Raw genomic sequence first — 25,171 nt, 5'->3', positions numbered from 1 at the left:
AAAGCATAAAAATTATGAATTTGAGTTATTTAAGCACGTTTTGTAGCATTACCTCACAAGCCAAGGGGTCATCGACTTGATTACGATTACCCGGTAGGGCCGTGTGAAGATTTGAAAATGTGTTCCCACGGGCCTGTAAGGCATAGAAATAACAAGCTGATGAGGATTCGCCTGATGGCCGGCAAAACGTTGTACGACAAGCTTTGGGATTCCCACGAAGTAAAGAAGCGCGACGATGGTTCGTCGCTGATTTACATCGACCGTCACATCATCCATGAAGTGACCTCGCCTCAGGCCTTCGAAGGCCTGCGTCTGGCTGGCCGCAAGCCGTGGCGCATCGACGCCAACATCGCGACCCCGGACCACAACGTGCCGACGACCCCTGAGCGTAAGGGCGGTATCGAAGCCATTGCCGATCAGGTATCGCGTTTGCAGGTTCAGACCCTTGACGATAACTGTGATGAATACGGCATCACCGAATTCAAGATGAACGACGTGCGCCAAGGCATCGTTCACGTGATCAGCCCGGAGCAGGGCGCGACCTTGCCGGGCATGACCGTCGTCTGCGGCGATTCCCATACCTCTACCCACGGCGCGTTCGGCGCATTGGCTCACGGCATCGGCACTTCCGAGGTTGAGCATGTGCTCGCTACTCAGTGCCTGGTTGCCAAGAAAATGAAGAACATGCTGGTTTCGGTCGAAGGCAAATTGCCAGCCGGCGTGACGGCGAAAGACATCGTCCTGGCCGTCATTGGCAAGATCGGCACCGCGGGTGGTAATGGTCACGCAATGGAGTTTGCTGGCAGCGCAATTCGTGATCTGTCGATCGAAGGCCGCATGACCATCTGCAACATGTCCATCGAGGCGGGCGCTCGCGTCGGTCTGGTGGCTACAGACGAGAAGACCATTGCCTACGTGGAAGGTCGCCCTTTCGCGCCTAAAGGCGAGCAATGGGACTTGGCTGTCGAAGCCTGGAAAGATCTGGTTTCAGACGTCGATGCCCACTTTGACACCGTTGTCGAACTCGATGCCACGCAGATCAAGCCGCAAGTCAGCTGGGGCACGTCCCCGGAAATGGTCCTCGCCGTTGATCAGAATGTTCCTGATCCGGCCCAGGAAATGGATCTGGTCAAACGTGGCTCCATCGAGCGCGCGTTGAAATACATGGGCCTTAAAGCCAATCAGGCGATTACCGACATCCAGCTGGATCGGGTGTTTATCGGCTCCTGCACCAACTCGCGGATCGAAGACTTGCGTGCCGCTGCAGAAATCGCCAAGGGACGCAAAGTGGCGTCGACCATCAAGCAGGCCATCGTCGTGCCAGGCTCGGGCTTGGTAAAAGCCCAGGCAGAAAGGGAAGGGCTGGACAAGATCTTCCTTGAAGCCGGTTTCGAATGGCGCGAGCCAGGTTGCTCGATGTGTCTGGCGATGAACCCGGACCGCCTGGAGAGTGGCGAGCATTGCGCCTCCACGTCCAACCGCAACTTCGAGGGTCGTCAGGGTGCCGGTGGTCGCACTCACCTGGTAAGCCCGGCCATGGCGGCAGCGGCAGCGGTCAACGGCCGTTTCATCGATGTTCGCGAATTGATTCAGCACTAAGGAGCCCCGCATGAAAGCCTTTACTCAGCACACCGGCCTTGTGGCTCCTCTGGATCGTGCCAACGTTGACACCGACCAGATCATTCCCAAGCAGTTTCTCAAGTCGATCAAGCGCACCGGCTTTGGCCCGAACCTGTTCGACGAGTGGCGTTACCTGGATGTCGGGCAACCTTATCAGGACAACTCCAAGCGCCCATTGAACCCGGACTTCGTGCTCAACAATGCCCGTTATCAAGGCGCCAGCGTGTTGTTGGCCCGGGAAAACTTCGGCTGCGGTTCAAGCCGTGAGCATGCGCCGTGGGCGCTGGAAGAATACGGTTTCTGCGCAATCATCGCGTCCAGCTATGCCGACATCTTCTTCAACAACAGCTTCAAGAACGGCCTGTTGCCGATCATCCTTGCCGAGTCGGAAGTCGATGAACTGTTCAAGCAGGTAGAAGCCACCGAGGGTTATCAGTTGACCATCGATCTGGCGGCACAGACCGTGACTCGCCCTGACGGCAAGGTATTGAGCTTTGAAGTCGATGCGTTCCGCAAGCACTGCCTGCTGGAAGGCCTGGACGATATCGGCTTGACCCTCAAAGACGACGTGGCCATTGCTACGTTCGAAACAAAGCATCGCGCCAGCCAGCCATGGTTGTTTCGCGGATAAAAGGATTGGAATGCTTTCCTATGTGGGAGCGGTGCTTGCCCGCGATAAGTTGGAACACGGTATCGGAAACCGAGTCGCCCTTATCGCGGGCAAGCACCGCTCCCACAGGGGGGGGACACATACATTCGCAAGATTTTCATCAGGAAAAATCCCATGAGCCACTCAGCCCACACCCAAGTCGTACAACGTCAATTCGGTGAACAGGCTGCGGCCTATCTGAGCAGTGCCGTGCACGCACAGGGCACTGAGTTTGCGCTGCTACAGGCAGAAGTGGCGGGGCGCAACGATGCCCGGGTTCTGGATCTGGGTTGCGGCGCAGGGCATGTGAGTTTCCATGTCGCCCCGGCAGTAGCCGAAGTGGTAGCGTACGACCTTTCTCAGCAAATGCTCGATGTGGTCGCTGCCGCCGCCATGGATCGCGGGTTGAGCAATGTGCGCACGGTGTGCGGCGCGGCCGAGCGTTTGCCGTTTGAGGACGGCGAGTTTGATTTCGTATTCAGTCGCTATTCGGCTCACCACTGGAGCGATCTGGGGTTGGCCTTGCGAGAAGTACGTCGGGTATTGAAACCGGGCGGCGTGGCAGCGTTCATCGATGTGATGTCGCCCGGCAGCCCATTGCTGGATACCTACCTGCAAAGCGTGGAAGTGCTGCGTGACACCAGCCATGTGCGCGATTACTCCGCTGCTGAATGGCTGCGTCAGGTCAGCGAGGCCGGGTTGTTTACTCGCAGCCACAGCCGCCAGCGTCTGCATCTGGAATACAGCTCGTGGGTGGAACGCATGCGGACCCCGCAAGCGATGCGGGTGGCGATTCGCGATTTGCAGCAGGCCATGGGCGCAGAAGTGCGCGAGTATTTCGAGATTACCGCTGACGGCTCTTTCAGCACCGATGTTCTGGTGTTGTGGGCAGAACGCTAGATCGGCGCTGAGCGACAGAGCACCAGCGCCTTTACAACAAAATTGAGGATGTTATGAGCAAGCAGATTCTGATTCTTCCAGGTGATGGTATCGGTCCGGAAATCATGACCGAAGCGGTCAAGGTGCTGGAGTTGGCCAACGAAAAGTATCAACTGGGCTTCGAACTGAGCCACGACGTGATCGGCGGTGCAGCCATCGACAAGCATGGCGTGCCGTTGGCCGACGAAACCCTCGATCGTGCCCGTGCGGCTGATGCCGTCCTGCTGGGCGCCGTTGGCGGGCCGAAGTGGGATGCCATCGAGCGTGACATTCGTCCTGAGCGCGGCCTGCTGAAAATCCGTGCCCAGCTGGGTCTGTTCGGCAACCTGCGTCCGGCCATTCTCTACCCGCAACTGGCTGATGCTTCGAGCCTCAAGCCTGAAATCGTGGCTGGCCTGGACATCCTTATCGTTCGCGAGCTTACCGGTGGTATCTACTTCGGCGCCCCGCGTGGCAGCCAGACCCTGGAAAATGGTGAGCGTCAGGCGTACGACACCCTGCCGTACAGCGAAAGCGAAATCCGCCGCATTGCCCGCGTCGGCTTCGACATGGCTCGCGTGCGTGGCAAGAAGCTGTGCTCGGTCGACAAGGCCAACGTTCTGGCCTCCAGCCAGCTGTGGCGTGAAGTGGTCGAAGAAGTGGCCAAGGATTACCCGGACGTCGAGCTGAGCCACATGTATGTCGACAACGCGGCCATGCAACTGGTCCGTGCACCGAAGCAATTCGACGTGATCGTTACCGACAACATGTTTGGCGACATTCTTTCCGACGAAGCGTCGATGCTGACAGGCTCCATCGGTATGCTGCCGTCGGCTTCCCTGGATGCCAACAACAAGGGTATGTACGAGCCGTGCCACGGCTCTGCCCCGGACATCGCGGGCAAAGGCATTGCCAACCCGCTGGCGACCATCCTTTCGGTGTCGATGATGCTGCGTTACAGCTTCAACTTGACCGACGCTGCCGACGCCATTGAAAAGGCTGTCAGTCTGGTTCTGGACCAAGGTTTGCGCACGGGTGACATCTGGTCGGCGGGCAATGCAAAAGTCGGGACGCAGGAAATGGGTGACGCTGTAGTCGCCGCGCTGCGCAATCTGTAATATCTCGGGCCCGCCAGGCATTCGACTCCGAACCTGGGGGCCCACTTTTTAAACAAGGTGTAGTTGCGATGAAACGTGTAGGTCTGATCGGTTGGCGTGGAATGGTCGGTTCCGTGCTCATGCAGCGGATGCTGGAAGAGCAGGATTTTGATCTGATCGAGCCGGTGTTTTTCACCACCTCCAACGTCGGTGGCCAAGGCCCCGCCGTGGGCAAGGATGTTGCTCCGCTCAAGGATGCTTACAGCATCGATGAGCTGAAAACCCTCGACGTGATTCTGACCTGCCAGGGCGGCGACTACACCAACGAGGTGTTCCCGAAGCTGCGCGAAGCCGGTTGGCAGGGCTACTGGATCGACGCCGCTTCCAGCCTGCGTATGCAGGACGACGCGGTCATCGTTCTGGACCCGGTAAACCGCAAGGTTATCGACCAGCAACTGGATGCGGGCACTAAGAACTATGTGGGCGGCAACTGCACTGTCAGCCTGATGCTGATGGGCTTGGGCGGTCTGTTCGAAGCCGGTCTGGTGGAGTGGATGAACGCCATGACCTATCAGGCGGCTTCCGGTGCCGGTGCGCAGAACATGCGTGAGCTGATCAAGCAGATGGGCGCGACCCACGCGGCAGTGGCTGACGAACTGGCCAACCCGGCCAGCGCGATTCTGGACATCGACCGCAAGGTCGCCGAAGCCATGCGCAGCGAGGCTTTCCCGACGGAAAACTTCGGCGTGCCATTGGCTGGCAGCCTGATCCCGTGGATCGACAAAGAATTGCCGAACGGCCAGAGCCGCGAAGAGTGGAAAGGCCAGGCCGAGACCAACAAGATCCTCGGTCGCTTCAAGAGCCCGATCCCGGTGGATGGCATCTGTGTGCGTATCGGCTCGATGCGCTGCCACAGCCAGGCCCTGACCATCAAGCTGAACAAAGATGTGCCAATCGCTGATATCGAAGCGTTGATCAGCCAGCACAACCCATGGGTCAAGCTGGTGCCGAACCATCGCGAAGCCAGCATTCAGGAGTTGAGCCCGACGGCTGTCACCGGGACCATGAGCATTCCGGTGGGTCGTCTGCGCAAGCTGAACATGGGTTCGCAGTACCTGGGCGCCTTCACCGTTGGTGACCAGCTGCTGTGGGGCGCGGCCGAGCCGCTGCGTCGCATGCTGCGGATCCTGCTGGAACGTTGATACGCGACACCGAAACAAAAAAACGCCCCTCGTGAGGGGCGTTTTTCGTTTTGGGCAAGGCGAGACTCACGACACTCGTTCTGGGTTTTCGCCGATGGCTTCGCTCCTGTCAGCAACCTTGCGGCCCCACAGTTTGCCCAGCTCTATACCGGGCAGTTCGATGTAGCGGTAGGTCAGCATGGATAACAGCAGCACCAACACCACCGAAACGCCCATCACGAGGTTGTCCAGCAGCATCGAGCCGGTATCGATGTAGCGAATCATCACGCCCGGCAGCTCACTGAGCAGATCGATCAACAGCGGCAGGCCAGTGATTTTCGCCAGCGCCATCAAGGCTATCGTGACGACAAACAGCACGATGGTGTGGGTCATGTAGATCGAGAACGACAGCACGCCAGCCCACTTGAAAGGCGCGGTGCGCAGCAGCGTCGACAGCCAGCTGGCTTCGAAGGCAAAAATGCCGATGATCACGCAGAACAGCAGGCTCAAGGAAATATTCTGCGACGGCTCGCTGTAGGTCACAGCCAGATACACCGTCAACAGGCCTAGCGCTTCGAGCGCTGTGGCCCAACGCGCGTCTATTTGCGCACCCTTGAATCGGTCGTACAACCGGTACGTCATGATCCCGCTGAAGAAACAGCCCGGACCGATCAGTGCCCCTTCGCTGAAAAGGCCGCTCTTGAAGTACAACGCCAGAAAGGCCACCACCGCAATTCCGGCGAAGATCTGCCGGGACGGGCCGGGCAGGCCTGCTGCGATCAAGGCGAATATCAGGTACAGATAGAACTCGACGCTGATGCTCCATGACGGGAAGTTGAACGACATCTGATGGGGCACGTTACCACCACGGCGATTAAGCCGAGGGAGGGGAGAAACGGGAGGACTTGCAGTATGCGACAGGTTACAAATGAAATGCCAGCGTGTTCTATGTCCCTATATGTGGGATATCAAATTACATATTGAGATTTCTTAATTTTTGGGCTTATAGTCTGCCTCGCACTCACTGTTCAAAAAATAATAGGTGAAGCGATGCAGGCGCAATTGATCGCGCTCGATTGGGGGACAACCTCACTTCGGGCTTATCGACTCGGCGAACGAGGCCGGGTTCTGGAACAACGCTCCTTGAGCGCGGGCATCATGCAATTGCCCACCACGCCCAGAATGATCGGCAACGCACTGTGCAGCGACGGTTTTGAACTGGCGTTCGACGAGGCCTGTGGCGACTGGCTTGATGCTCAGCCTGATCTGCCGGTCATAGCGTGCGGCATGGTTGGTAGCGCCCAAGGCTGGCGTGAAGCGGCGTATCGCGAGACCCCGGCCAACGTTGCAGGCCTTGGGGCGGCACTGCAGACCGTACGTAGCCAGCGCGGTGTCGTCGTCCACATCATCCCCGGCGTGCTTCAGCGCTCGGCGCTGCCCAACGTGATGCGTGGTGAAGAAACCCAGGTGTTGGGTGTGCTCGCCGGGCTGCCTGCCGCCGATGCGCTCAAGTCTGTGCTGATCGGCTTGCCCGGCAGTCACTCGAAATGGGTTCAGGCCGCCGAGGGCTGCATCGTTCATTTCGAAACTTTTATGACCGGCGAAGTGTTCGCAGCCTTGAGCAACCACACGATTCTTGGAAGAACCATGGAGCGCAGCGAGAGCTTCGACGAAATGGCCTTCGATCGTGGGCTCGCGGTGGCCTTGTCCGCCGATGGCGCGGCGGGACCGTTATCGACGATCTTCAGCTGCCGGACCTTGGGCCTCACCGGTCAGCTGGCAGCCAGCGCCCAGCCTGATTACTTGTCCGGGCTGCTGATTGGTCATGAGCTGGCGTCCCTGGCAACCCTGCAACTCTCCCTTCATTCGCACCTGCCCGCCGTGATTCTGCTGGGTGGCGAACAGCTGTGTCTACGTTATACCCGTGGGCTCAAGGCCTGCGGATTTACTGAGGTGAAGGTGGCCGAGCAGGCGACCGAGCGCGGTTTATGGCAAGTGGCAAGCAATGCCGGCTTGCTCGCATCCACTGAAAAAGAGGTCTGAAATGCTCAAGCAAGCGCTGGTTCAAAACGGTTTGATTGCCATCCTGCGTGGTTTGCGCCCGGAAGAGGCGCCCGCCATTGGCGATGCCCTGTACAAGGCCGGCTTCAGGGTGATCGAAGTACCGCTCAATTCCCCACAGCCTTACGACAGCATTCGCCTGCTGCGTCAGAGCCTGCCCGCCGATTGCCTGATTGGCGCGGGAACGGTGCTGACGGCCCAGCAAGTGAACCTGGTCAAGGAGGCGGGCGGCCAGGTCATCGTCATGCCCCACAGCGACCCCAAGGTGCTGCGTGCGGGCAAGGTGGCGGGCTTGTTCCTCTCCCCCGGCGTGGCGACCCCGACCGAAGCTTTCGCTGCCCTCGATGAAGGTGCTGACGTGCTCAAGCTGTTCCCGGCCGAGCAAATGAGTCCGGCAGTGGTCAAGGCCTGGCTCGCTGTGCTGCCGGTTGGCACCGTGCTAATCCCGGTGGGCGGCATCACGCCGGACAACATGAAGGTTTTCCTTGATGCCGGTGTAAAGGGCTTTGGTCTGGGCTCCGGGCTGTTCAAGCCCGGAATGAGTGCAGCTGATGTCGCCGAGCGCGCCGACGCTTATGTGCGTGCCTGGAAACAGCTGACCGAAAGCTTTTAAGAAAGACAGTTCGAGACAAACAGAGCGCTCCAGGCGCCACATCCAATAAGAGAATTGCACACATGAAAATCACCAAACTCACGACTTTCATCGTTCCGCCGCGCTGGTGCTTCCTGAAGGTCGAGACTGATCAGGGCATTACCGGCTGGGGTGAACCCGTGGTTGAGGGTCGCGCCCACACGGTCGCTGCGGCAGTTGAAGAGCTCTCCGATTATCTGATCGGCAAAGACCCGCGCAACATCGAAGATATCTGGACCGTGCTCTACCGTGGCGGTTTCTATCGCGGCGGTGCGGTACATATGAGTGCCTTGGCCGGGATCGATCAGGCGCTATGGGATATCAAGGGCAAGCACCTGGGCGTCTCGGTTAGCGACCTTTTGGGCGGGCAAGTGCGCGACAAGATCCGCGTGTATTCCTGGATTGGCGGCGACCGCCCGGCCGACACCGCCCGCGCCGCGAAAGAAGCAGTGGAGCGAGGCTTCACGGCAGTGAAGATGAATGGCACCGAAGAACTGCAGTTCCTCGACACCTTCGACAAGGTCGATCTGGCACTGGCCAATGTCGCAGCAGTGCGCGACGCAGTGGGCCCGAATGTGGGGATCGGCGTCGACTTTCATGGCCGGGTACACAAACCCATGGCCAAGGTGCTGATGAAAGAACTGGACCCGTACAAGCTGATGTTCATCGAGGAACCGGTGCTCAGCGAAAACTATGAGGCATTGAAAGAGTTGGCGCCCCTGACCAGCACGCCGATTGCTCTGGGCGAACGCTTGTTCTCTCGCTGGGATTTCAAACGGGTGCTGAGCGAAGGTTATGTCGACATCATCCAGCCCGATGCCTCTCACGCGGGCGGGATCACTGAAACCCGCAAGATCGCCAACATGGCCGAAGCCTACGACGTGGCGCTGGCGTTGCATTGCCCGCTCGGGCCCATCGCATTGGCGGCGTGCCTGCAGCTGGATGCGGTTTGCTACAACGCATTCATTCAGGAGCAAAGCCTGGGTATCCATTACAACGAGAGCAACGACCTGCTGGATTACATCAAGAATCCCCAGGTGTTCGACTACGACAAGGGCATGGTGAAAATACCCAACGGGCCGGGCCTGGGTATCGAGATCAACGAGGAGTACGTCAAGGAGCGCGCCGCCATCGGCCACCGCTGGCGCAACCCTATCTGGCGCCATGCCGATGGCAGTTTTGCGGAGTGGTGATTCGCTCTGCCTTCGGATTGGAATGAGGTCCTGTGGGAGCGGTGCTTGCCCGCGATAAGGTTTAGGCGATCTAAATCAATACCGTGTCGCTCTCATCGCGGGCAAGCACCGCTCCCACAAGGATTGCGCCCGCCAAAGTTGCTCTAACCGTTCCAGACCTCAATAAACATAAAAAGAGGCACTTCTTATGCAAACCCGCACCCTCGAAGGCGCGGCATCTTTAGTGACGCCGACTCGAAAGCGCTATTTCATCATGGTCCTGCTGTTCATCACGGTGGTGATCAACTACCTGGACCGCAGCAACCTCTCGATTGCCGCACCGGCGTTGACTACTGAATTGGGTATCGACCCTATTCATGTCGGATTGATTTTCTCGGCGTTCGGCTGGACTTACGCCGCCATGCAATTGCCGGGCGGCTGGCTGGTAGATCGGGTGCCGCCGCGTATCCTGTACACCGCCGCGTTGTTGCTCTGGTCGCTGGCCACCATCATGCTCGGCTTTGCTGCCAGCTTCATTGCGCTGTTCGTACTGCGCATGGCGGTGGGTGCACTTGAAGCACCTGCGTATCCCATCAATAGCCGTGTGGTGACCACCTGGTTCCCTGAGCGCGAACGGGCGACGGCGATTGGTTTCTATACCTCGGGGCAGTTCGTGGGTCTGGCATTTCTGACCCCGGTCCTGGCCTGGCTGCAAGCCCATTATGGCTGGCACATGGTGTTCGTCAGCACCGGTGCGGTGGGCGTGGTCTGGGCGGCGATCTGGTACATGGTGTATCGCGAGCCCCGTGATTTCAAAGGTGTGAACGAGGCTGAAATCGAACTGATCCGCGAGGGCGGTGGGCTGGTGGACATCCAGACTGATACTGCCAAGGAAAAACGCGGTTTCAGTTGGCTCGATCTGGGGATCGTGCTTAGCAAGCGCAAGCTTTGGGGCATTTATCTGGGGCAGTTCTGCCTTAACTCGACGCTGTGGTTCTTCCTGACCTGGTTTCCGACTTATCTGGTGAAATATCGCGGTATGGATTTCATCAAGTCCGGCTTGCTGGCTTCGCTGCCGTTTCTCGCGGCCTTCGTCGGCGTGCTGTGTTCCGGTTTCTTCTCAGACTGGCTGATCCGCCGTGGCTATACGGTCGGCTTTGCCCGCAAGCTGCCGATCATTGCCGGGCTGTTGATTTCGACGTCCATCATCGGTGCCAATTTCGTCGAGTCGACGCCGCTGGTCATCGCTTTCCTGGCATTGGCCTTCTTCGGTAACGGTCTGGCCTCGATCACCTGGTCGCTGGTCTCCACCCTGGCTCCAGCTCGCTTGCTGGGGCTGACGGGTGGCACCTTCAACTTCATTGGCAATCTGTCGGCGATCGCCACACCGATTGTGATCGGCTTCCTGGCCACCGGGGATTCCTTTGCTCCTGCCATCACCTACATCGCCGTGCTGGCGTTGATTGGTGCACTTTCCTACATCCTGTTGGTAGGTAAGGTCGAGCGTATCGAGTTGTAGCGGCTGGCATGCAGACTGGCTGGCGGCGATAATGCCGCCAGCATTTTGATTGGAAAAAGCCTGATATGTCGCAAGCTCCCGATACTCCAGGCAGTGCTTCCAAAGAGACTGCACCCACCGGCACCCAAACCCTGTTACGCGGCCTTGGGGTTGTTCAGGCCGTGGCCAATGGTGCCCGTGACCTCAAGGAAATCGCGCTGCGGATCGGTACTACTCGCAGTACTACCCATCGACTTGTCAGTTGTCTGGTGGATGAGCGCTACCTGCGGGTGTTACCGCAAGTCGGCTATCTGCTGGGGCCCAAGCTGATTGAGCTGGGTTTTCAGGCCCGTGAAGAGGTCCCTTTGGCGATGCTGGCCCGGCCCTACCTCGATGAACTGTCGCAGCTAACTGGTGATACGGTGCACCTGGCGATCCGCGATGGCGACGAGGTGCTCTACCTGCACAAGAATCCGGGTCGCAACGGGCCCGAAATGCGTTCCCGTGTGGGGCATCGCATGCCGCTGGCGCGCACCGGGATCGGCAAGGCGCTGCTATTGGACAGTCCGGAAAAAGAGTGGCGGCGTTTGTATGACATCAGCCTGCCGCAAGTGACACCCAACCCGTTATGGCCAGCGCATCAGGAGCAAACCTGGGAACAGGTCTGTCAGCGCATGCATGAGTATGTTGAGGGTGGGTATGCGTTCGATCTCGAAGACAACGAGCCGTCGATCCGCTGCGTAGCCGCACCGATTCGCGATGCCAGCAAGCAAATTATTGCCGGTATCAGCATCGCCAGTACCGTGCCCTACATGCCGCTGGAGAAAATGGCCGAGCTGGTGCCGTTGATCAAGCAGACGGCGGCCAGGTTGTCGGCTGAATTGGGGGGGTAAACACAGAATCACGGCGCGTCTGAATAAACGCGGGATCTGTGGGAGCGAGCTTGCTCGCGAAGGGGCCAGTACATTCCCAACATTTCCCGGGTCTGGAACACCGTCTTCGCAAGCAAGCTTGCTCCCACAATTTCGACGCGCTGTAGCTGTATTAAGCCTTCAACGTCGCCATGTCGATCACAAAGCGGTATTTCACGTCGCCTTTCACCACGCGCTCAAATGCTTCGTTGATATTGCGGATGTCGAGCATTTCGATATCGCAGGTGATGTCGTGTTCGGCGCAGAAATCCAGTACTTCCTGAGTTTCCGCCATGCCGCCGATCATCGAGCCGGCCAGTACCTTGCGAGTCATCACCAGATTGACCGCATTCACCGGTGGATTGATCGGCTCGATCAGGCCAACCAGGATATGTACGCCGTCAAAACGCAGGGTTTGCAGGTACGGGTTCAGGTCGTGCTGCACGGGAATGGTGTCCAGCAGGAAGTCGAAGGTCCCGGCAACGGCCTGCATCTGCGCCTCGTCAGTGGAGATGACCACATGATCAGCGCCCTGGCGGCGACCTTCTTCGGCTTTGCTCGCTGAGCGAGTGAACAGCGTCACTTCAGCGCCCATGGCCTTGGCAAACTTGATGCCCATGTGACCCAGGCCGCCCATGCCTAGTACGCCCACTTTATGGCCAGCTTTAACGCCATAGTGCTTGAGCGGGGAGTAGGTGGTGATGCCTGCGCAAAGAATCGGTGCTGCGCTTGCCAGGTTAAGCTTCTCCGGAATGCTGACGACGAAGCGCTCGCTGACCACGATGCTGTCGGAGTAGCCGCCCATGGTCAGGCTGCCGTCGATGCGATCGTGGCCGGCATAGGTTGGCGTCATGCCGTTCTGGCAGTAGTTCTCCAGATTGGCGTTACAGGCGTCGCAAGTGCGGCAGGAATCCACCATGCAACCCACGCCGACCAGATCGCCAACTTTGTATTTGCCTACGTCGGCGCCGACGGCGGTGACCTTCCCGACGATTTCATGGCCGGGCATCAGCGGGTAGGATGCAAAGCCCCATTCGTCACGCGCCTGGTGAATGTCGGAGTGGCACACGCCGCAGAACATGATTTCGATGGCCACGTCATCCGGCCGTGGATCACGGCGTTCGAATTTCATGGGGGCGAGGGGGGCGGTCGATGATTGGGCCGCATAACCGATAGCTGTATACATGGAGAAACCTCGCGAGAGAGTGCAAAAGTGAGGTGATCCATTCTCCGGGAGCCGCGGGTTCAAGGCTATGAACATTCCTCCGTGAGTCATGCCTAATCCTCCGGCTGTGAATGCTGGAATCTTGCTCAATCGGGCATTTCTGCGATGATGCCGGTGTCTAATCCTCCGTTCGGTGTTCCATGTCGCTACCCCACCACTCTGATGCCAACGCCACGCTGGTTGAGTTGATCAAGCCGCTGGCGACTCGCCCGGGTTTTGTGCCGACGCTGTTGCCTGAGGTCAATGTCGTGTCGCTTTCGACTTACGTAGCGAGCAGTCCGCAGATCTACGAGCCCAGCCTGATGATCATCGCCCAAGGTGGCAAGCTGGCAAGCCTCGGTGCACGAACCCTGGACTATGGCGCGGGGCATTACCTGGTCCAGGCGCTCTCTGTGCCGTTCATGTGCGAAACGTTCGCCACGCCAGAGGCCCCTTTGTTCGGCGTGTCGGTAGCGATTGATCGGGTGATGCTGGGGGAGCTGGTGCAGACCATGGGGCCGATGCCGAATCAGGTCGTTGAGGCGCAGACGCCGGAGTCCATGACGTCCGTGGTGCTTGACGCGTCGATGCGCGAGGCAGTGGAGCGTTTGTTGCGTTGCCTGCATGATCCGCTGGATTGTCAGGTGATGGGCCAGTCGCGTTTGCGGGAAGTGCTGTATGCGGCGTTACGCGGCCCTCAAGCCGGGGTGTTACGCGCGTTGGTCGCTCAGCAAAGTAACTTCGCCCGGATAGCTGCATCGCTGGCTTATCTGCACAGCCATTACGCCGAGCCGCTGAACGTCGAGACTTTGGCCCGTCAGGCGAACATGAGCGCCTCGACCTTCCACGAGCATTTCAAGCGCAGCACGCTGTTGTCGCCGGTGCAGTACCTCAAGCGGCTGCGATTGCTGAAGGCGCAGCAAATGTTGATCGCCCAGGGCATGGGGGTGGCGCAGGTAGCGCACTGTGTCGGTTATCAGAGCACGTCGCAGTTCAGTCGCGAATACAAACGTTACTTTGATCGAAATCCCGGGGAGGAGGGCATGCAGCTGCGGATTCCGGCCTGAATAACCAGGAATCTGTAGGAGCTCACGAGGACCGCGAGGCAGCGATAGCGGTGTATCAGACAAAATGCTATCGCGGACTCGCGGTGCTCGTGCGCTCCTTGGTGCACTGTTACATGTTGGGGTACGTCGGGCCGCCTGCGCCTTCCGGTGCTACCCAGGTGATATTCTGCGAAGGGTCCTTGATGTCACAGGTCTTGCAGTGCACGCAGTTCTGGGCATTGATCTGGAAACGCTTCTCGCCGTCTTCCTTGGTTACCACTTCGTAAACGCCTGCCGGGCAATAGCGCTGTGCGGGTTCGTCATACAGTGGCAGGTTGGTGCCAATCGGAATGCTCGGGTCGGTCAGCTTCAGGTGGCAGGGCTGTTCTTCTTCATGGTTGGTGCCGGAGATGAACACCGAGCTGAGTTTGTCGAAGCTGAGCTTGCCGTCGGGTTTCGGGTAGTCGATTTTTGCCGAGTCAGCCGCAAGCTTCAGGCAGGCGTAATCCGGCTTGGTGTCGTGCAGGGTGAACGGCAGCTTGCCGCCGAAGATATTCTGATCAACAAAATTGAACGCGCCGCCCATGATTGCGCCGTATTTATGCAGCGCAGGGCCGAAGTTGCGACTGGCGAACAGTTCCTCTCGAAGCCAGCTGCCGTTGAAGGCTTCTACATAAGCGTGCAGCTCATCGCCGCCTTCCTTGCCTGCGAACAGCGAATCAGCGACTGACTCGGCCGCCAGCATGCCGGACTTCATGGCGGTGTGACTGCCCTTGATCTTGGCGAAGTTCAGGGTGCCCAGATCGCAACCGATCAGCGCGCCCCCTGGGAAGACCATCTTCGGCAGCGAGTTCAGGCCGCCTTTGCAGATCGCGCGCGCGCCGTAGCTGATGCGCTTGCCACCTTCCAGGTACTGAGCAACGACCGGGTGATGCTTGTAGCGCTGGAATTCGTCGAACGGCGACAGGTAAGGGTTGCCGTAAGAAAGATCGATGATCAGGCCGACCACCACCTGATTGTTTTCCAGGTGATAAAGGAAGGAGCCGCCCATGTTGTCATCATCCAGCGGCCAGCCCGCGGTGTGCACCACCAGGCCTTGCTCGTGCTTGGCTGGATCGATTTCCCAGATTTCTTTCAGGCCGATGCCGTAGTGTTGGGCGTCGGCTTCGGTGTCCAGATTGAAGCGTTTGATCAACTGCTTGCCGATATGGCCACGGCAGCCTTCCGCGAACAGGGTGTATTTGCCGCGCAATTCCATGCCTGGTGTATACAGGCCGTCTTTGGGCTTGCCTTCGCGGTCAACACCGAGATCGCCGGTGACAATGCCGCGAACCACACCGTTTTCGTCAATCAAGGCTTCCTGGGCCGCGAACCCAGGGTAGATTTCCACGCCCAGGTTCTCGGCCTGTTGGGCGAGCCAGCGGCACAGATTGCCCAGGGATATGATGTAGTTGCCGTCGTTGTGCATGGTTTTTGGCACAAACATATCTGGCACTTTTACCGATTTCTCGGCACTGCGCAGGACGTATATATCGTCGCGTTTGACCGGAGTGTTCAGTGGTGCGCCGAGGTCTTTCCAGTCCGGGAACAATTCGTTCAGCGCGCGGGGCTCGAACACCGCACCTGAAAGAATATGTGCGCCAACTTCGGAGCCTTTCTCCACCACGCAGACGCTGATTTCCTGACCGGCCTCAGCAGCCTTCTGTTTAAGGCGGCACGCGGCAGACAGCCCGGCGGGGCCGGCACCGACGATGACCACGTCGAATTCCATAAATTCGCGTTCCACAGGCTATCTCCTACTCAAGGCTCACAGTATTTTTTATAGGCAGCGTACAAACCGACGTGCGGGACATTGTCCTCGCGCGTTCAAATGGGGCGCATTATATCTACACCACCCGGCAGGTCCAATACAAACGTTTGTTTGAAATGGCTGCAACCCAGATAAATCCTAGTGGTGCGGCTCATGACTGGCAGTTTTGTCGTATTGACCGCAAAACAGGTTGCGGTCAAGATACGGGCGGTTTTGCGCTCGCCGTGGGCTTAACATTGCCTGAACTGCACCTCTGCTGCGTCACGAGCGCGCTACAGAAAATCCAGGTCACGAATACTGCGGTGCGAAGTTTACACGCCCGTTTGCGCCAGATGTACGGCTTCTGGCCTTCATCCCTGGTTTTGGTGGCTTGTTTAACGAGTCCACTGTTCGTTCTGTACGAATACGGCTGTTTCCAGAGGTGGTGCTGTTAATTGCTGACGTATACCTATCGCCAGGCCCGCCCGGCGACTTCTTTTCACCGGAGAGAAACGAGGAATCCATGAAGGTTCTTGTAGCTGTCAAACGAGTGGTCGACTACAACGTCAAGGTTCGCGTCAAAGCGGACAACTCCGGCGTCGATCTCGCTAACGTCAAAATGTCGATGAACCCTTTCTGCGAAATCGCCGTGGAAGAAGCTGTACGCCTTAAAGAGAAGGGCGTAGCTACCGAGATCGTCGTCGTTTCCATCGGCCCGACCAACGCTCAGGAGCAACTGCGCACCGCGCTGGCTCTGGGGGCTGACCGCGCCATCCTCGTCGAGTCCGCTGATGAGCTGAACTCCTTGGCCGTGGCCAAGTTGCTTAACGCAGTCGTAGCGAAGGAACAGCCACAGCTGGTGATCCTCGGCAAGCAGGCGATCGACAGTGACAACAACCAGACTGGCCAGATGCTGGCGGCTCTGAGCGGCTACGCTCAGGGTACCTTCGCTTCGAAAGTTGAAGTGAGCGGCGACAAGGTTGCCGTGACCCGTGAAATCGACGGCGGTCTGCAGACCGTTTCGTTGAGTCTGCCGGCCATCGTCACCACCGACCTGCGTTTGAACGAGCCTCGCTACGCGTCGCTGCCAAACATCATGAAAGCCAAGAAAAAGCCGCTTGAAGTGCTGACGCCTGACGCTTTGGGTGTTTCCACCGCTTCCACGACCAAGACCCTCAAGGTCGAAGCACCGGCTGCTCGCAGCGCGGGCATCAAGGTCAAGTCGGTGGCTGAACTGGTCGAGAAACTGAAAAACGAAGCGAAGGTAATCTGACTATGACTATCTTGGTAATCGCTGAACACGACAACGCAGCACTGGCTCCAGCCACGCTGAACACCGTTGCTGCTGCTGCCAAAATCGGCGGCGACGTCCATGTGCTGGTTGCTGGTCAGGGCGCTGGCGCCGTGGCTGACGCTGCCGCAAAAATCGCTGGCGTGTCCAAAGTCCTGGCTGCCGACAACGCAGCCTACGCCCATCAGTTGCCGGAAAACATCGCGCCGCTGGTTGTCGAGCTGGCTTCGGGTTACAGCCACATCCTGGCTGCCGCGACGTCCAACGGCAAAAACATCCTGCCGCGCGTTGCTGCGCTGCTGGACGTTGACCAGATCTCCGAAATCATCTCGGTTGAATCGGCTGATACCTTCAAGCGTCCGATCTACGCCGGTAACGCCATCGCTACCGTGCAGTCTTCGGCTTCGGTCAAAGTTATCACTGTGCGTGCCACTGGTTTTGATCCGGCTGCTGCTGAAGGTGGATCAGCTTCGGTTGAAACCGTTTCGGCTGCTCACGATGCGGGCAAATCCAGCTTTGTCGGTGAAGAGCTGGCCAAGTCTGACCGTCCTGAACTGACCGCTGCCAAGATCGTCGTTTCCGGCGGCCGCGGCATGCAGAACGGCGACAACTTCAAACACCTGTATGCCCTGGCCGACAAGCTGGGCGCTGCGGTCGGCGCTTCCCGTGCCGCCGTGGACGCAGGCTTTGTGCCGAACGATATGCAGGTCGGTCAGACCGGCAAGATCGTCGCTCCACAGCTGTACATTGCGGTCGGTATTTCCGGCGCGATTCAGCATCTGGCCGGCATGAAGGACTCCAAAGTGATCGTCGCGATCAACAAGGATGAAGAAGCGCCAATCTTCCAGGTGGCCGATTACGGTCTGGTGGCTGATCTGTTTGAAGCAATACCTGAGCTGGAGAAGCTGGTTTAATCCAGACTCTTCGCTTATAAACAAACCCGTTCGTTTGGTCGAACTGAGCATTGCAGGTTTTTTGCATGTTCAGGCGACCGGGGCGAACGGGTTTTTTATTGGTCATTATTTGAACGTGAAGGGCACACCATGTTTCAGCTGAAACGCCTGCTTTCAGCGCTGGGTCTTGGGCTCATCGCCGGGCCGTTTATTGGCGCGAACCTGGCTTTTGCCGCCAGCAAGTGCGAGCGCTTGATCGTCACGGGCAGCCCCGATGCGCCTCCTTACTTATGGCGTGATCCGCAGGACCCCAAGCATCTGATCGGCGCCAGCGCCGACTTGATCAAGCAAGTCGCGGCTGAGTCAGGGGTTAAGGTCGAAGTGCTGTACGCAGGCAAGCGTAGTCAGGCGCTGGACGAAGTGCGCACCGGGCGTATGGATATGTTGATTGATGCGCCTCTGAGTCTGGCGCAACTTGAGGCGCTGGATTACATCCATCCGCCGCTCATCCAGAATGAAATCATGGTCTGGACTCGCCAGGCTCAGCCGCTGCTGCTTGCCAGCGTTGCTGACCTCCAGGGCCATAAGGGCGCCGCGTCCGAAAGAATCCGCCTGACCCAGGAATTTGAATCACAGGTCAAAACGCAATTGACGGTCGAGCGCTTGCCAAATCTGACCGAAGCTTTCCAGAAGCTGATGCTCGGCGAGGTTGATTATGTGCTCGCCAGCCTGTATCCGGGCACGGCAATGGTCCAGACCCTAGGATTTGCAAAAGATCTGCTCCCCAGGCCGATGCCGGTAGACAGGCCGGGATTGTATCTGGCCCTTTCCTTTAATTCGGCCTGTAACGATGGTTGGTTGCGCGGACAGCTGGCGAAAAAGATGACAGAATCGGCCGCCTCCGGCCTGTCGGACGAAGCAGTCAAGCGCAATCTGGACATCTGGAAGGCGCAACTGCTGCAACCGATCAGCGCTAGCGCCCCAAACAAGTAGGAGCGCTAGCGCCCCAAACAAGTAGGAATGTATTTTTTGTGATTTCTTTTGCGACTTCTTTTTTTAACGCCCGGCCCCTGTTTGCCGCCGTGGTGCTCGCCACCCTGGTCGGCTGTGCCAACGATCCGGCGCCTATCGAGCAGATGAAGCTCACCGAAAAGGCTATTGAACAGGCAAAGGCTGTGGGCGCCACTGATGACCAGGCTGAGCTGAAAGCCGCACAGTCAAAGCTCGCTGAGGCCCGGGCTGATATGGCTCGTGAGTCTTTCAAGGCTGCCCGTATGCAGGCTGAGCAGGCCGAGCTAGATGCCCGGCTGGCTGAAGCTCAAGTGCTGACGGCGAAAAGCGAGGAGCAGATCAGCCAGCTCAACACTCGTCTCAATCGTCTGCGCAAGCAACTGGGAGAAGGCCAATGAGCCGCCTTCCGCGTTTACTGGGCGTGTGCGTGTTGTTGGGTTCGGCAGGGCTGTATGGCTGTGCGGGTCAGCAGAGTAACGATCATGCTTTGCAGCAAGCCAGTGCCGATTTTCAGAAGGTCAAAGAGGACACAGATGTCCTGCGCAGCGCGCCCAAGGATGTAATCCGGGCGGGTGAGCTGTTGGGCAAGGCCGAGCGTCTGTCGAGTTATCTGGGGACCGGTAACGACGTGGCTCATTATGCATACCTGAGTCGTCGCTACAGCGAGATCGCCCGGGAGCATAGCAATCTGCTGCTAAATACCGAGCGTCTGGCGAAAATGGAAATGGAGCGTCAGCGCCTGCAATTGGCGTTGCGCGAAGCCAAGCTGGCCAGTGCCCAACAGCAGGGCCGATGGCTGGAAGATCAGATTGTCAGTCTGGCCACCACTCAGACCGAGCGTGGGCTGGTGATGACGCTCGGGGATGTGCTGTTCGATACCGGTCATACGGAGCTCAAGAGCTCGGCCAACCGCACGGTGCTCAAGGTTGTCCAGTTTCTCCAGCTCAATCCCAAGCGCGTAGTGCGCATTGAAGGGTACACGGACAACGTTGGAGACAAGCTGGAGAATCTGCAGCTGTCCAAGGACAGGGCTCAGTCAGTGGCGGATGTCCTGATTGATCTGGGGGTCGATGATAAACGCATCCAGGTTCAGGGTTATGGCGATCAGTTTCCAGTGGACGCCAATGCTTCAGGGCGAGGCCGTGCTCAAAATCGCCGTGTGGAAATCGTTTTTTCTGACGCTGAAGGGCAATTGGGCGCGAATCGTTAAGAATGTTTGAAAATAAATCGACATCGATTCTGGATGTCGATTTTTTTTGGCCAAAAAAGCCTGAGGCTTGGCAGTTATGGCCTCTAAAAAAATAATTCAGCTGCACTTTATGCTGGCGCACCTCGAAACTGTCCCAGTACACTTCTTAACTGTGCTGGTGACGAATTCATAAAAAACAGGTCCAGGACAATATCGAGGCGGCGTGATGACCAATCTTCTTCTTTATCAAAAAATTGCTCAGCAGCTGGCTGAAGATATTCGTCGCGGCGTTTATCAGCCGGGTGAGCGTGTGCCCTCAGTGCGCAAGATGAGTTCGCAGCTCAATGTCAGCCATGCCACTGTCTTGCAGGCTTACGCCAATCTTGAAGATCAAGGGCTTATTCGTGCCCGGCCACAGTCTGGTTACTACGTACACCAGACGCCCGCGCTGACTGCCTCGACCCCTGATATCGCCCGGGTTGAGCGGCCTAGCCTGGTTACGCGCAGCAGCATCATTCAGCAAGTATTGGTCGAATCCCGTCGTGATGGCGTATTCCCGTTGGGTGCCGCCGTGCCGCATGTTGACTATTTGCCGGTGCGCGCCTTGCACCAGCAGATCGCCAAGGTCACGCGCTTCCATAGCCCGCGGGCGTTCAGCTACATGTTCAGCCCGGGTTTTGAGCCGCTGCGCCGCCAAGTGGCCATTCGCATGCGCGATGCGGGGGTCGTGGTTGATCCGTCCGAAATCGTCATCACTCACGGCTGTGTCGATGCGTTGCAGATGTCGCTCAGGGTGCTGACTCGCCCTGGGGATCTGATTGCCGCCGAGTCCCCGGCTTACTACGGGCTATTACAACTGGCCGACTTGTTGGGGCTCAAGGTCATCGAGATTCCCAGTGATCCGGCGACAGGGATAAGCCTCGAAGCCCTCCAGCTGGCGGCCAATCAGTGGTCAATCAAGGCGCTGGTACTGACTTCCCGGCTCAGCAACCCTTTGGGCGGCACAATTCCCGAAGATCGGCAGAAGCATCTGCTGCGCCTGGCCTCGGATTTTGATATTCAGATTGTTGAAGACGATATCTATGGCGAGCTGATGTTTGAACAGGGTCGAACCAAGGCCCTGAAGGCGTTTGATCGTTTGGGCAGGGTCATATATTGCTCGAGTTTTTCCAAAACCCTTTCCCCGGGTGTGCGTATTGGCTGGATGATTGCGGGCAAGTATCAGGCGGAGATCCAGCGTTTGCAGACGTTCAGCACTCATTCGGCGTGCAGTGTTACCCAGATGGGAGTGGCTGCGTATCTGGAAAATGGCGGCTATGACCGACATTTGCGTTTCATTCGCCTGGAGTATCGGAAGAATCTCAGTGCCTTTCAGCTGGCCGTGCAACAGTTTTTCCCGGAGGGCACGCAGATGAGTCGCCCTTTGGGCGGGTTTATTCTGTGGGTCAGTTTGCCTGGGCGGGTAAACACTCAGGATCTACACATTCGTGCTCTAGAGCAGGGCATTAGCATCGCGCCAGGTCTGATTTTCAGCAATACAGAACAGTTCAATCATTGCATTCGCCTGAACTGTGGCATCCCTTGGAATCGCGAGGCGGAGAGAGCGCTCATGACATTGGGAATGCTCGCCAAGCAACTGTGTCAGGAGGCGGTTGTCAGCTACTGATTCGTGGCTGCGCACAATCAGAGGTGCTGCCAATAGTGCCAATTATCAGAGGGTTGGCGCTATCGCCTTGTCAGAATGCTCTCAACAGGCCAGCATAGGGTTTTCTGCCTTTGTCCTCTATGTCCATGAAAGCTCATCGTTGCGTTGGATTGTTGCTAGTCGTTCTGCTGAGTGCCTGTGATGCTCAGGATCCGCCTGCGCCGAAGCCTCAGGTGGCTGCAGATGCCCCGCAAATCAAGGCGCAGGCACCGATTGCTGCTCCGCCACCGGCCGAGGCCAAGAGCGCAGCTGTAGAGCCTGCCAAGCCCCCGGTGCATGACCTTTCGCCCAATGTGTCTGTGGTGCCGGTGACTGCCGGGGGCGAAGCTGCTGCCGCAAAGTCTGCGGCGTCCGCGAGGGCTCAGGCGAAGGCAGTCCCGAAGTCTGCAGCAGATACCAAGCGGGAAGCTGCAGCAAAGAAATCCGTGGCCGCCAGCAAAAAAGTTGTGAAGGAAACCAGTTTGAACAACGCCAAGCTGGACCTGAGCCTGCCTCCAGAGCTTGCCCAAGAGGTGGTCAGAGAGAAAAAGTCCAAGGGCAATACCCGGTCTTCGGCTCGCAAGCCGATCCTGCCGCAGATGTTCGGTGGCAAGGACGATTCTTCAGGCCAAGGGCCTTTTGAGCTGAATGGTCGCCTGCTGAGCAACGAGATGCAGCTGCAGATGCGCAACGACAATCGGCGAGATGTGGAAGGCGCGGCGCTGGACTTCAAGTTCAAGCAATAGCGACAAAGCATTTCAAACGGTTGTTTCAGCCGTTATCATCTCCTCCTCAATTCGCTTCCAAGGGTGCTGGTCATGGACTGCCGCTCGAGTTGTGGTGCTTGCTGCATCGCGCCTTCCATTACGTCTCCAATCCCTGGTATGCCCCACGGCAAGCCCGCTGGCGAACGTTGCGTGCATCTTTCAGTCGAATCACTGTGCGCGCTGTTCGGCAAGCCTGAGCGGCCGCCAGTGTGCAGCCAGTTCAAGGCTGAGCCGGATGTCTGCGGTGTCGATCAGGCTGATGCGATACGCCTGATTACCTGGTGGGAGGTCGCTACGGCAGTTGCATGATCTTTCTCGTGTGACCGAATTGATTCGCCGGGACTTTAAACAATAAGGAATAAAACAATGAGTTCGTTGCATTCGATGGCTGTTATCTGTGGGTTGGCGGTATTCATTTCCGCCGCTGCTCACGCCGAAGACTGGCAGGTGGCGAAGGAGGAGGGCGGAATAAAGGTTTCGTTGAGTGAAGTGGCGGGCTCCAAGTACAAGGCCTACCGTGGGGAAACGGTGATCAACGCCAGTCTTGGCAAGCTGCGTGCCCTTCAGGAGGACGTCGCGGGTGCCTGTGCGTGGATTCACGAGTGCAAGTCGCAGAAACTGCTCAAGAATGAGGGCGGGAAGGTATGGACCTACACCCAATTCAATACGCCATGGCCGGTGACGCCCCGTGATTCGGTACTGCTGGTCACCACTCAGGAAGGCTCGGACGGCAGCCTGACGCGCAAGTTGGAAGGGCAACCCAAATACATCCCTGAAGAAAAGGGTTTTGTTCGGGTAGCGCAGGTCGACGGCTATTGGAAGTTCGTTCCGCAGGGGGCAGGCAAGACTCAGGTAACTTACCAGGTGCATACCGAGCCTGGTGGTAGCGTGCCTTCCTGGCTGGCGAATAAATTCGTGGTTGATGCGCCGTTCAATACTTTGAAAGCGTTGAAGGAAAAGGCTGAGAAGTAAACGCTGGCGTAGTGGGGGCGGAATAAATTTCCTGTAGGCGCTCAGCACCGCGAGGCCACGATGGCGGCCTTTCTGATACACCGCTATCGCGGCCTAGCGGTGCTCGTGCCCTCCTGCAGAGCGCCCGCTGGTTGTGTCACGCAGATATATTCATTCGAAGTGCCATGTCATCGACACAAAAAAGGGCTGCCAATGGCAGCCCTTTTTGTTTGTAGCGTGAAACCTACTTGCGATCTTCCAGTGGCACGATGTCGCGTGCTACGTAGCCAGTGTACAGCTGGCGTGGGCGGCCAATCTTGTACGGGCTGGACAGCATTTCTTTCCAGTGGGAAATCCAGCCGACAGTCCGCGCCAGGGCGAAGATCACGGTGAACATGCTGGTCGGAATACCGATAGCCTTGAGGATGATACCCGAATAGAAGTCGACGTTCGGGTACAGCGAGCGCTCGATGAAGTACGGATCGGTCAGTGCGATCTCTTCGAGTCGCATGGCCAGTTCAAGTTGCGGGTCATTGGTGATGCCCAGTTCCTTGAGTACTTCATCGCAGGTCTGCTTCATCACGGTGGCGCGTGGGTCGCGGTTCTTGTAGACCCGGTGACCGAAGCCCATCAGCTTGAATGGGTCGTTCTTGTCCTTGGCCTTGGCGATGAATTTGTCGATGTTCGAGACATCGCCGATTTCATCAAGCATGGACAATACAGCTTCGTTCGCGCCGCCGTGAGCAGGGCCCCATAGTGCAGCGATACCGGCAGCGATGCACGCGAATGGATTGGCACCTGAGGAGCCAGCCATTCGAACGGTGGAGGTCGATGCGTTCTGTTCATGGTCGGCGTGCAAGATGAAGATCTTGTCCATCGCCTTGGCCAGAACCGGGCTGATCGGTTTGATCTCGCACGGCGTGTTGAACATCATGTGCAGGAAGTTCTCGGCATAGCTCAGGTCGTTACGCGGGTACATCATAGGCTGGCCCATGGAGTACTTGTAGACCATTGCTGCCAGGGTCGGCATCTTCGCCACGAGGCGAATGGCCGAGATTTCACGATGCTGAGGATTATTGATATCCAGGGAGTCGTGATAAAACGCCGACAAGGCTCCGACTACGCCGCACATCACCGCCATCGGGTGAGCGTCACGGCGGAAGCCGTTGAAGAAAGTCTTCAGCTGTTCGTGAACCATTGTGTGGTTCTTGACCACAACCACGAACTGGGCTTTCTGTTCAGCGGTTGGCAGTTCACCGTTGAGCAGCAGGTAGCAGGTTTCGAGATAGTCCGACTGCTCGGCCAATTGCTCGATCGGATAGCCGCGATGCAGCAGGATCCCGTTGTCACCGTCAATGTAGGTGATCTTCGACTCGCAAGACGCGGTCGACATGAAGCCTGGGTCGAATGTGAAGCGGCCGGTGGCTGTCAGGCCGCGTACGTCGATGACGTCGGGACCTACGGTGCCGGTCAGAATGGGCAGCTCGACGGGGGCTGCGCCCTCGATGATCAACTGCGCTTTATTGTCAGCCATGTGGCCTCCTATTTATGCTTCAAATCATCAGACAGGCCCCCCACGCAGGGCCCGCACCACTATAGATAGATAAA

At 57.9% G+C, this 25,171-nt stretch carries 24 protein-coding genes; 20 read left to right on the top strand and 4 right to left on the bottom strand.

Going from position 1 to position 25,171, the window contains the following annotated elements; all coding sequences use genetic code 11:
• The first annotated feature begins 174 nt into the window (after positions 1–174).
• The 5 genes from leuC (at position 175) to asd (ending at position 5,486) form a co-directional block, all read left to right on the top strand.
• The gene (leuC, locus tag IV01_RS10735; protein WP_032629217.1) at positions 175–1,599 is read left to right on the top strand and encodes a 3-isopropylmalate dehydratase large subunit; all 1,425 of its coding nucleotides are present in this window, start codon (positions 175–177) and stop codon (positions 1,597–1,599) included.
• Between the two features lie 10 nt (positions 1,600–1,609).
• Positions 1,610–2,251 (top strand): 3-isopropylmalate dehydratase small subunit, encoded by a 642-nt coding sequence (leuD, locus tag IV01_RS10740; RefSeq protein ID WP_032629215.1) that lies wholly within the window; start codon positions 1,610–1,612, stop codon positions 2,249–2,251.
• A 153-nt stretch (positions 2,252–2,404) separates the two neighbouring features.
• The gene (locus IV01_RS10745) at positions 2,405–3,169 is read left to right on the top strand and encodes a class I SAM-dependent methyltransferase (protein WP_032629213.1); all 765 of its coding nucleotides are present in this window, start codon (positions 2,405–2,407) and stop codon (positions 3,167–3,169) included.
• 53 nt (positions 3,170–3,222) lie between these two features.
• The gene (gene leuB / locus IV01_RS10750) at positions 3,223–4,305 is read left to right on the top strand and encodes a 3-isopropylmalate dehydrogenase (protein ID WP_032629211.1); all 1,083 of its coding nucleotides are present in this window, start codon (positions 3,223–3,225) and stop codon (positions 4,303–4,305) included.
• Between the two features lie 68 nt (positions 4,306–4,373).
• Positions 4,374–5,486: an aspartate-semialdehyde dehydrogenase gene (asd, locus tag IV01_RS10755; protein ID WP_032629209.1), complete on the top strand. Its 1,113-nt coding sequence runs from the start codon at positions 4,374–4,376 to the stop codon at positions 5,484–5,486.
• A 66-nt stretch (positions 5,487–5,552) separates the two neighbouring features.
• On the opposite strand, the gene IV01_RS0125165 is transcribed toward asd, so the two are convergent.
• On the bottom strand, positions 5,553–6,323 hold the full coding sequence (locus IV01_RS0125165) for an acyltransferase family protein (protein ID WP_154232229.1): 771 nt from the start codon (positions 6,321–6,323) through the stop codon (positions 5,553–5,555).
• Positions 6,324–6,515: 192 nt separating this feature from the next.
• On the opposite strand from IV01_RS0125165, the gene IV01_RS10760 reads away from it, so the two are divergent.
• The 5 genes from IV01_RS10760 to IV01_RS10780 all read left to right on the top strand — a co-directional run bounded on the left by IV01_RS10760 (position 6,516) and on the right by IV01_RS10780 (position 11,720).
• Complete coding sequence (locus tag IV01_RS10760; protein WP_032629207.1) at positions 6,516–7,508, top strand: 2-dehydro-3-deoxygalactonokinase; 993 nt, start codon at positions 6,516–6,518, stop codon at positions 7,506–7,508.
• Position 7,509: 1 nt separating this feature from the next.
• Positions 7,510–8,139, top strand: coding sequence for a 2-dehydro-3-deoxy-6-phosphogalactonate aldolase (locus IV01_RS10765; protein ID WP_032629205.1), 630 nt, complete (start codon positions 7,510–7,512; stop codon positions 8,137–8,139).
• Positions 8,140–8,201: 62 nt separating this feature from the next.
• Complete coding sequence (dgoD, locus tag IV01_RS10770; protein ID WP_032629203.1) at positions 8,202–9,350, top strand: galactonate dehydratase; 1,149 nt, start codon at positions 8,202–8,204, stop codon at positions 9,348–9,350.
• A 187-nt stretch (positions 9,351–9,537) separates the two neighbouring features.
• Positions 9,538–10,848, top strand: coding sequence for an MFS transporter (locus tag IV01_RS10775; RefSeq protein WP_032629201.1), 1,311 nt, complete (start codon positions 9,538–9,540; stop codon positions 10,846–10,848).
• Between the two features lie 65 nt (positions 10,849–10,913).
• Positions 10,914–11,720: an IclR family transcriptional regulator gene (locus tag IV01_RS10780; protein ID WP_032629200.1), complete on the top strand. Its 807-nt coding sequence runs from the start codon at positions 10,914–10,916 to the stop codon at positions 11,718–11,720.
• Positions 11,721–11,871: 151 nt separating this feature from the next.
• On the opposite strand, the gene IV01_RS10785 is transcribed toward IV01_RS10780, so the two are convergent.
• On the bottom strand, positions 11,872–12,924 hold the full coding sequence (locus IV01_RS10785; RefSeq protein ID WP_032629198.1) for an NAD(P)-dependent alcohol dehydrogenase: 1,053 nt from the start codon (positions 12,922–12,924) through the stop codon (positions 11,872–11,874).
• 179 nt (positions 12,925–13,103) lie between these two features.
• Between IV01_RS10785 and IV01_RS10790 the strand changes: the two genes are divergently transcribed.
• Positions 13,104–14,009 (top strand): AraC family transcriptional regulator, encoded by a 906-nt coding sequence (locus tag IV01_RS10790; RefSeq protein ID WP_032629196.1) that lies wholly within the window; start codon positions 13,104–13,106, stop codon positions 14,007–14,009.
• Between the two features lie 109 nt (positions 14,010–14,118).
• On the opposite strand, the gene IV01_RS10795 is transcribed toward IV01_RS10790, so the two are convergent.
• Positions 14,119–15,774, bottom strand: coding sequence for an electron transfer flavoprotein-ubiquinone oxidoreductase (locus IV01_RS10795; protein ID WP_032629194.1), 1,656 nt, complete (start codon positions 15,772–15,774; stop codon positions 14,119–14,121).
• Between the two features lie 526 nt (positions 15,775–16,300).
• Between IV01_RS10795 and IV01_RS10800 the strand changes: the two genes are divergently transcribed.
• The 9 genes from IV01_RS10800 to IV01_RS10840 all read left to right on the top strand — a co-directional run bounded on the left by IV01_RS10800 (position 16,301) and on the right by IV01_RS10840 (position 23,584).
• On the top strand, positions 16,301–17,050 hold the full coding sequence (locus tag IV01_RS10800) for an electron transfer flavoprotein subunit beta/FixA family protein (protein WP_032629192.1): 750 nt from the start codon (positions 16,301–16,303) through the stop codon (positions 17,048–17,050).
• Between the two features lie 2 nt (positions 17,051–17,052).
• Positions 17,053–17,982, top strand: coding sequence for an electron transfer flavoprotein subunit alpha/FixB family protein (locus IV01_RS10805; protein WP_032629190.1), 930 nt, complete (start codon positions 17,053–17,055; stop codon positions 17,980–17,982).
• A 129-nt stretch (positions 17,983–18,111) separates the two neighbouring features.
• On the top strand, positions 18,112–18,954 hold the full coding sequence (locus IV01_RS10810; RefSeq protein WP_032629188.1) for a substrate-binding periplasmic protein: 843 nt from the start codon (positions 18,112–18,114) through the stop codon (positions 18,952–18,954).
• 41 nt (positions 18,955–18,995) lie between these two features.
• Positions 18,996–19,370 carry a DUF4398 domain-containing protein gene (locus tag IV01_RS10815; RefSeq protein ID WP_050507675.1) on the top strand — a complete coding sequence of 125 codons (375 nt, stop codon included), beginning with the start codon at positions 18,996–18,998 and terminating at the stop codon, positions 19,368–19,370.
• Positions 19,367–20,182 carry an OmpA family protein gene (locus tag IV01_RS10820; RefSeq protein WP_032629186.1) on the top strand — a complete coding sequence of 272 codons (816 nt, stop codon included), beginning with the start codon at positions 19,367–19,369 and terminating at the stop codon, positions 20,180–20,182. The genes IV01_RS10815 and IV01_RS10820 overlap by 4 nt, the downstream gene beginning before the upstream one ends.
• A gap of 205 nt (positions 20,183–20,387) precedes the next feature.
• Complete coding sequence (locus IV01_RS10825) at positions 20,388–21,827, top strand: PLP-dependent aminotransferase family protein (protein WP_032629184.1); 1,440 nt, start codon at positions 20,388–20,390, stop codon at positions 21,825–21,827.
• Positions 21,828–21,952: 125 nt separating this feature from the next.
• Positions 21,953–22,591: a hypothetical protein gene (locus IV01_RS10830; protein WP_032629183.1), complete on the top strand. Its 639-nt coding sequence runs from the start codon at positions 21,953–21,955 to the stop codon at positions 22,589–22,591.
• A 72-nt stretch (positions 22,592–22,663) separates the two neighbouring features.
• Entirely contained in the window at positions 22,664–22,921 is a 258-nt protein-coding gene (locus IV01_RS10835; RefSeq protein ID WP_032629181.1) for a YkgJ family cysteine cluster protein, read from the top strand.
• A 57-nt stretch (positions 22,922–22,978) separates the two neighbouring features.
• Positions 22,979–23,584, top strand: a complete 606-nt coding sequence (locus IV01_RS10840) for an START domain-containing protein (RefSeq protein ID WP_032629179.1) — start codon at positions 22,979–22,981, stop codon at positions 23,582–23,584.
• A gap of 223 nt (positions 23,585–23,807) precedes the next feature.
• Here IV01_RS10840 and gltA read toward each other — a convergent pair whose 3' ends face one another.
• A complete protein-coding gene (gltA, locus tag IV01_RS10845; protein WP_032629178.1) occupies positions 23,808–25,097 on the bottom strand; it encodes a citrate synthase in 1,290 nt (429 codons plus the stop codon).
• Positions 25,098–25,171: the final 74 nt, after the last annotated feature.

Source organism: Pseudomonas syringae, assembly GCF_000737245.1.
In the GTDB taxonomy this organism is placed as follows: domain Bacteria; phylum Pseudomonadota; class Gammaproteobacteria; order Pseudomonadales; family Pseudomonadaceae; genus Aquipseudomonas; species Aquipseudomonas syringae_J.
The sequence above is the reverse complement of the archived record's forward strand: the minus strand, read 5'-3'. Positions and strand labels throughout refer to the sequence as shown.

Excerpts from the sequence above, each read along its gene's own strand:
- leuC (WP_032629217.1), top strand. The coding sequence starts at position 175 with ATGGCCGGCAAAACGTTGTACGACAAGCTTTGGGATTCCCACGAAGTA.
- leuD (WP_032629215.1), top strand. The coding sequence starts at position 1,610 with ATGAAAGCCTTTACTCAGCACACCGGCCTTGTGGCTCCTCTGGATCGT.
- IV01_RS10745 (WP_032629213.1), top strand. The coding sequence starts at position 2,405 with ATGAGCCACTCAGCCCACACCCAAGTCGTACAACGTCAATTCGGTGAA.
- leuB (WP_032629211.1), top strand. The coding sequence starts at position 3,223 with ATGAGCAAGCAGATTCTGATTCTTCCAGGTGATGGTATCGGTCCGGAA.
- asd (WP_032629209.1), top strand. The coding sequence starts at position 4,374 with ATGAAACGTGTAGGTCTGATCGGTTGGCGTGGAATGGTCGGTTCCGTG.
- IV01_RS10760 (WP_032629207.1), top strand. The coding sequence starts at position 6,516 with ATGCAGGCGCAATTGATCGCGCTCGATTGGGGGACAACCTCACTTCGG.
- IV01_RS10765 (WP_032629205.1), top strand. The coding sequence starts at position 7,510 with ATGCTCAAGCAAGCGCTGGTTCAAAACGGTTTGATTGCCATCCTGCGT.
- dgoD (WP_032629203.1), top strand. The coding sequence starts at position 8,202 with ATGAAAATCACCAAACTCACGACTTTCATCGTTCCGCCGCGCTGGTGC.
- IV01_RS10775 (WP_032629201.1), top strand. The coding sequence starts at position 9,538 with ATGCAAACCCGCACCCTCGAAGGCGCGGCATCTTTAGTGACGCCGACT.
- IV01_RS10780 (WP_032629200.1), top strand. The coding sequence starts at position 10,914 with ATGTCGCAAGCTCCCGATACTCCAGGCAGTGCTTCCAAAGAGACTGCA.
- IV01_RS10785 (WP_032629198.1), bottom strand. The coding sequence starts at position 12,924 with ATGTATACAGCTATCGGTTATGCGGCCCAATCATCGACCGCCCCCCTC.
- IV01_RS10790 (WP_032629196.1), top strand. The coding sequence starts at position 13,104 with ATGTCGCTACCCCACCACTCTGATGCCAACGCCACGCTGGTTGAGTTG.
- IV01_RS10800 (WP_032629192.1), top strand. The coding sequence starts at position 16,301 with ATGAAGGTTCTTGTAGCTGTCAAACGAGTGGTCGACTACAACGTCAAG.
- IV01_RS10805 (WP_032629190.1), top strand. The coding sequence starts at position 17,053 with ATGACTATCTTGGTAATCGCTGAACACGACAACGCAGCACTGGCTCCA.
- IV01_RS10810 (WP_032629188.1), top strand. The coding sequence starts at position 18,112 with ATGTTTCAGCTGAAACGCCTGCTTTCAGCGCTGGGTCTTGGGCTCATC.
- IV01_RS10820 (WP_032629186.1), top strand. The coding sequence starts at position 19,367 with ATGAGCCGCCTTCCGCGTTTACTGGGCGTGTGCGTGTTGTTGGGTTCG.
- IV01_RS10825 (WP_032629184.1), top strand. The coding sequence starts at position 20,388 with ATGACCAATCTTCTTCTTTATCAAAAAATTGCTCAGCAGCTGGCTGAA.
- IV01_RS10830 (WP_032629183.1), top strand. The coding sequence starts at position 21,953 with ATGAAAGCTCATCGTTGCGTTGGATTGTTGCTAGTCGTTCTGCTGAGT.
- IV01_RS10835 (WP_032629181.1), top strand. The coding sequence starts at position 22,664 with ATGGACTGCCGCTCGAGTTGTGGTGCTTGCTGCATCGCGCCTTCCATT.
- IV01_RS10840 (WP_032629179.1), top strand. The coding sequence starts at position 22,979 with ATGAGTTCGTTGCATTCGATGGCTGTTATCTGTGGGTTGGCGGTATTC.
- gltA (WP_032629178.1), bottom strand. The coding sequence starts at position 25,097 with ATGGCTGACAATAAAGCGCAGTTGATCATCGAGGGCGCAGCCCCCGTC.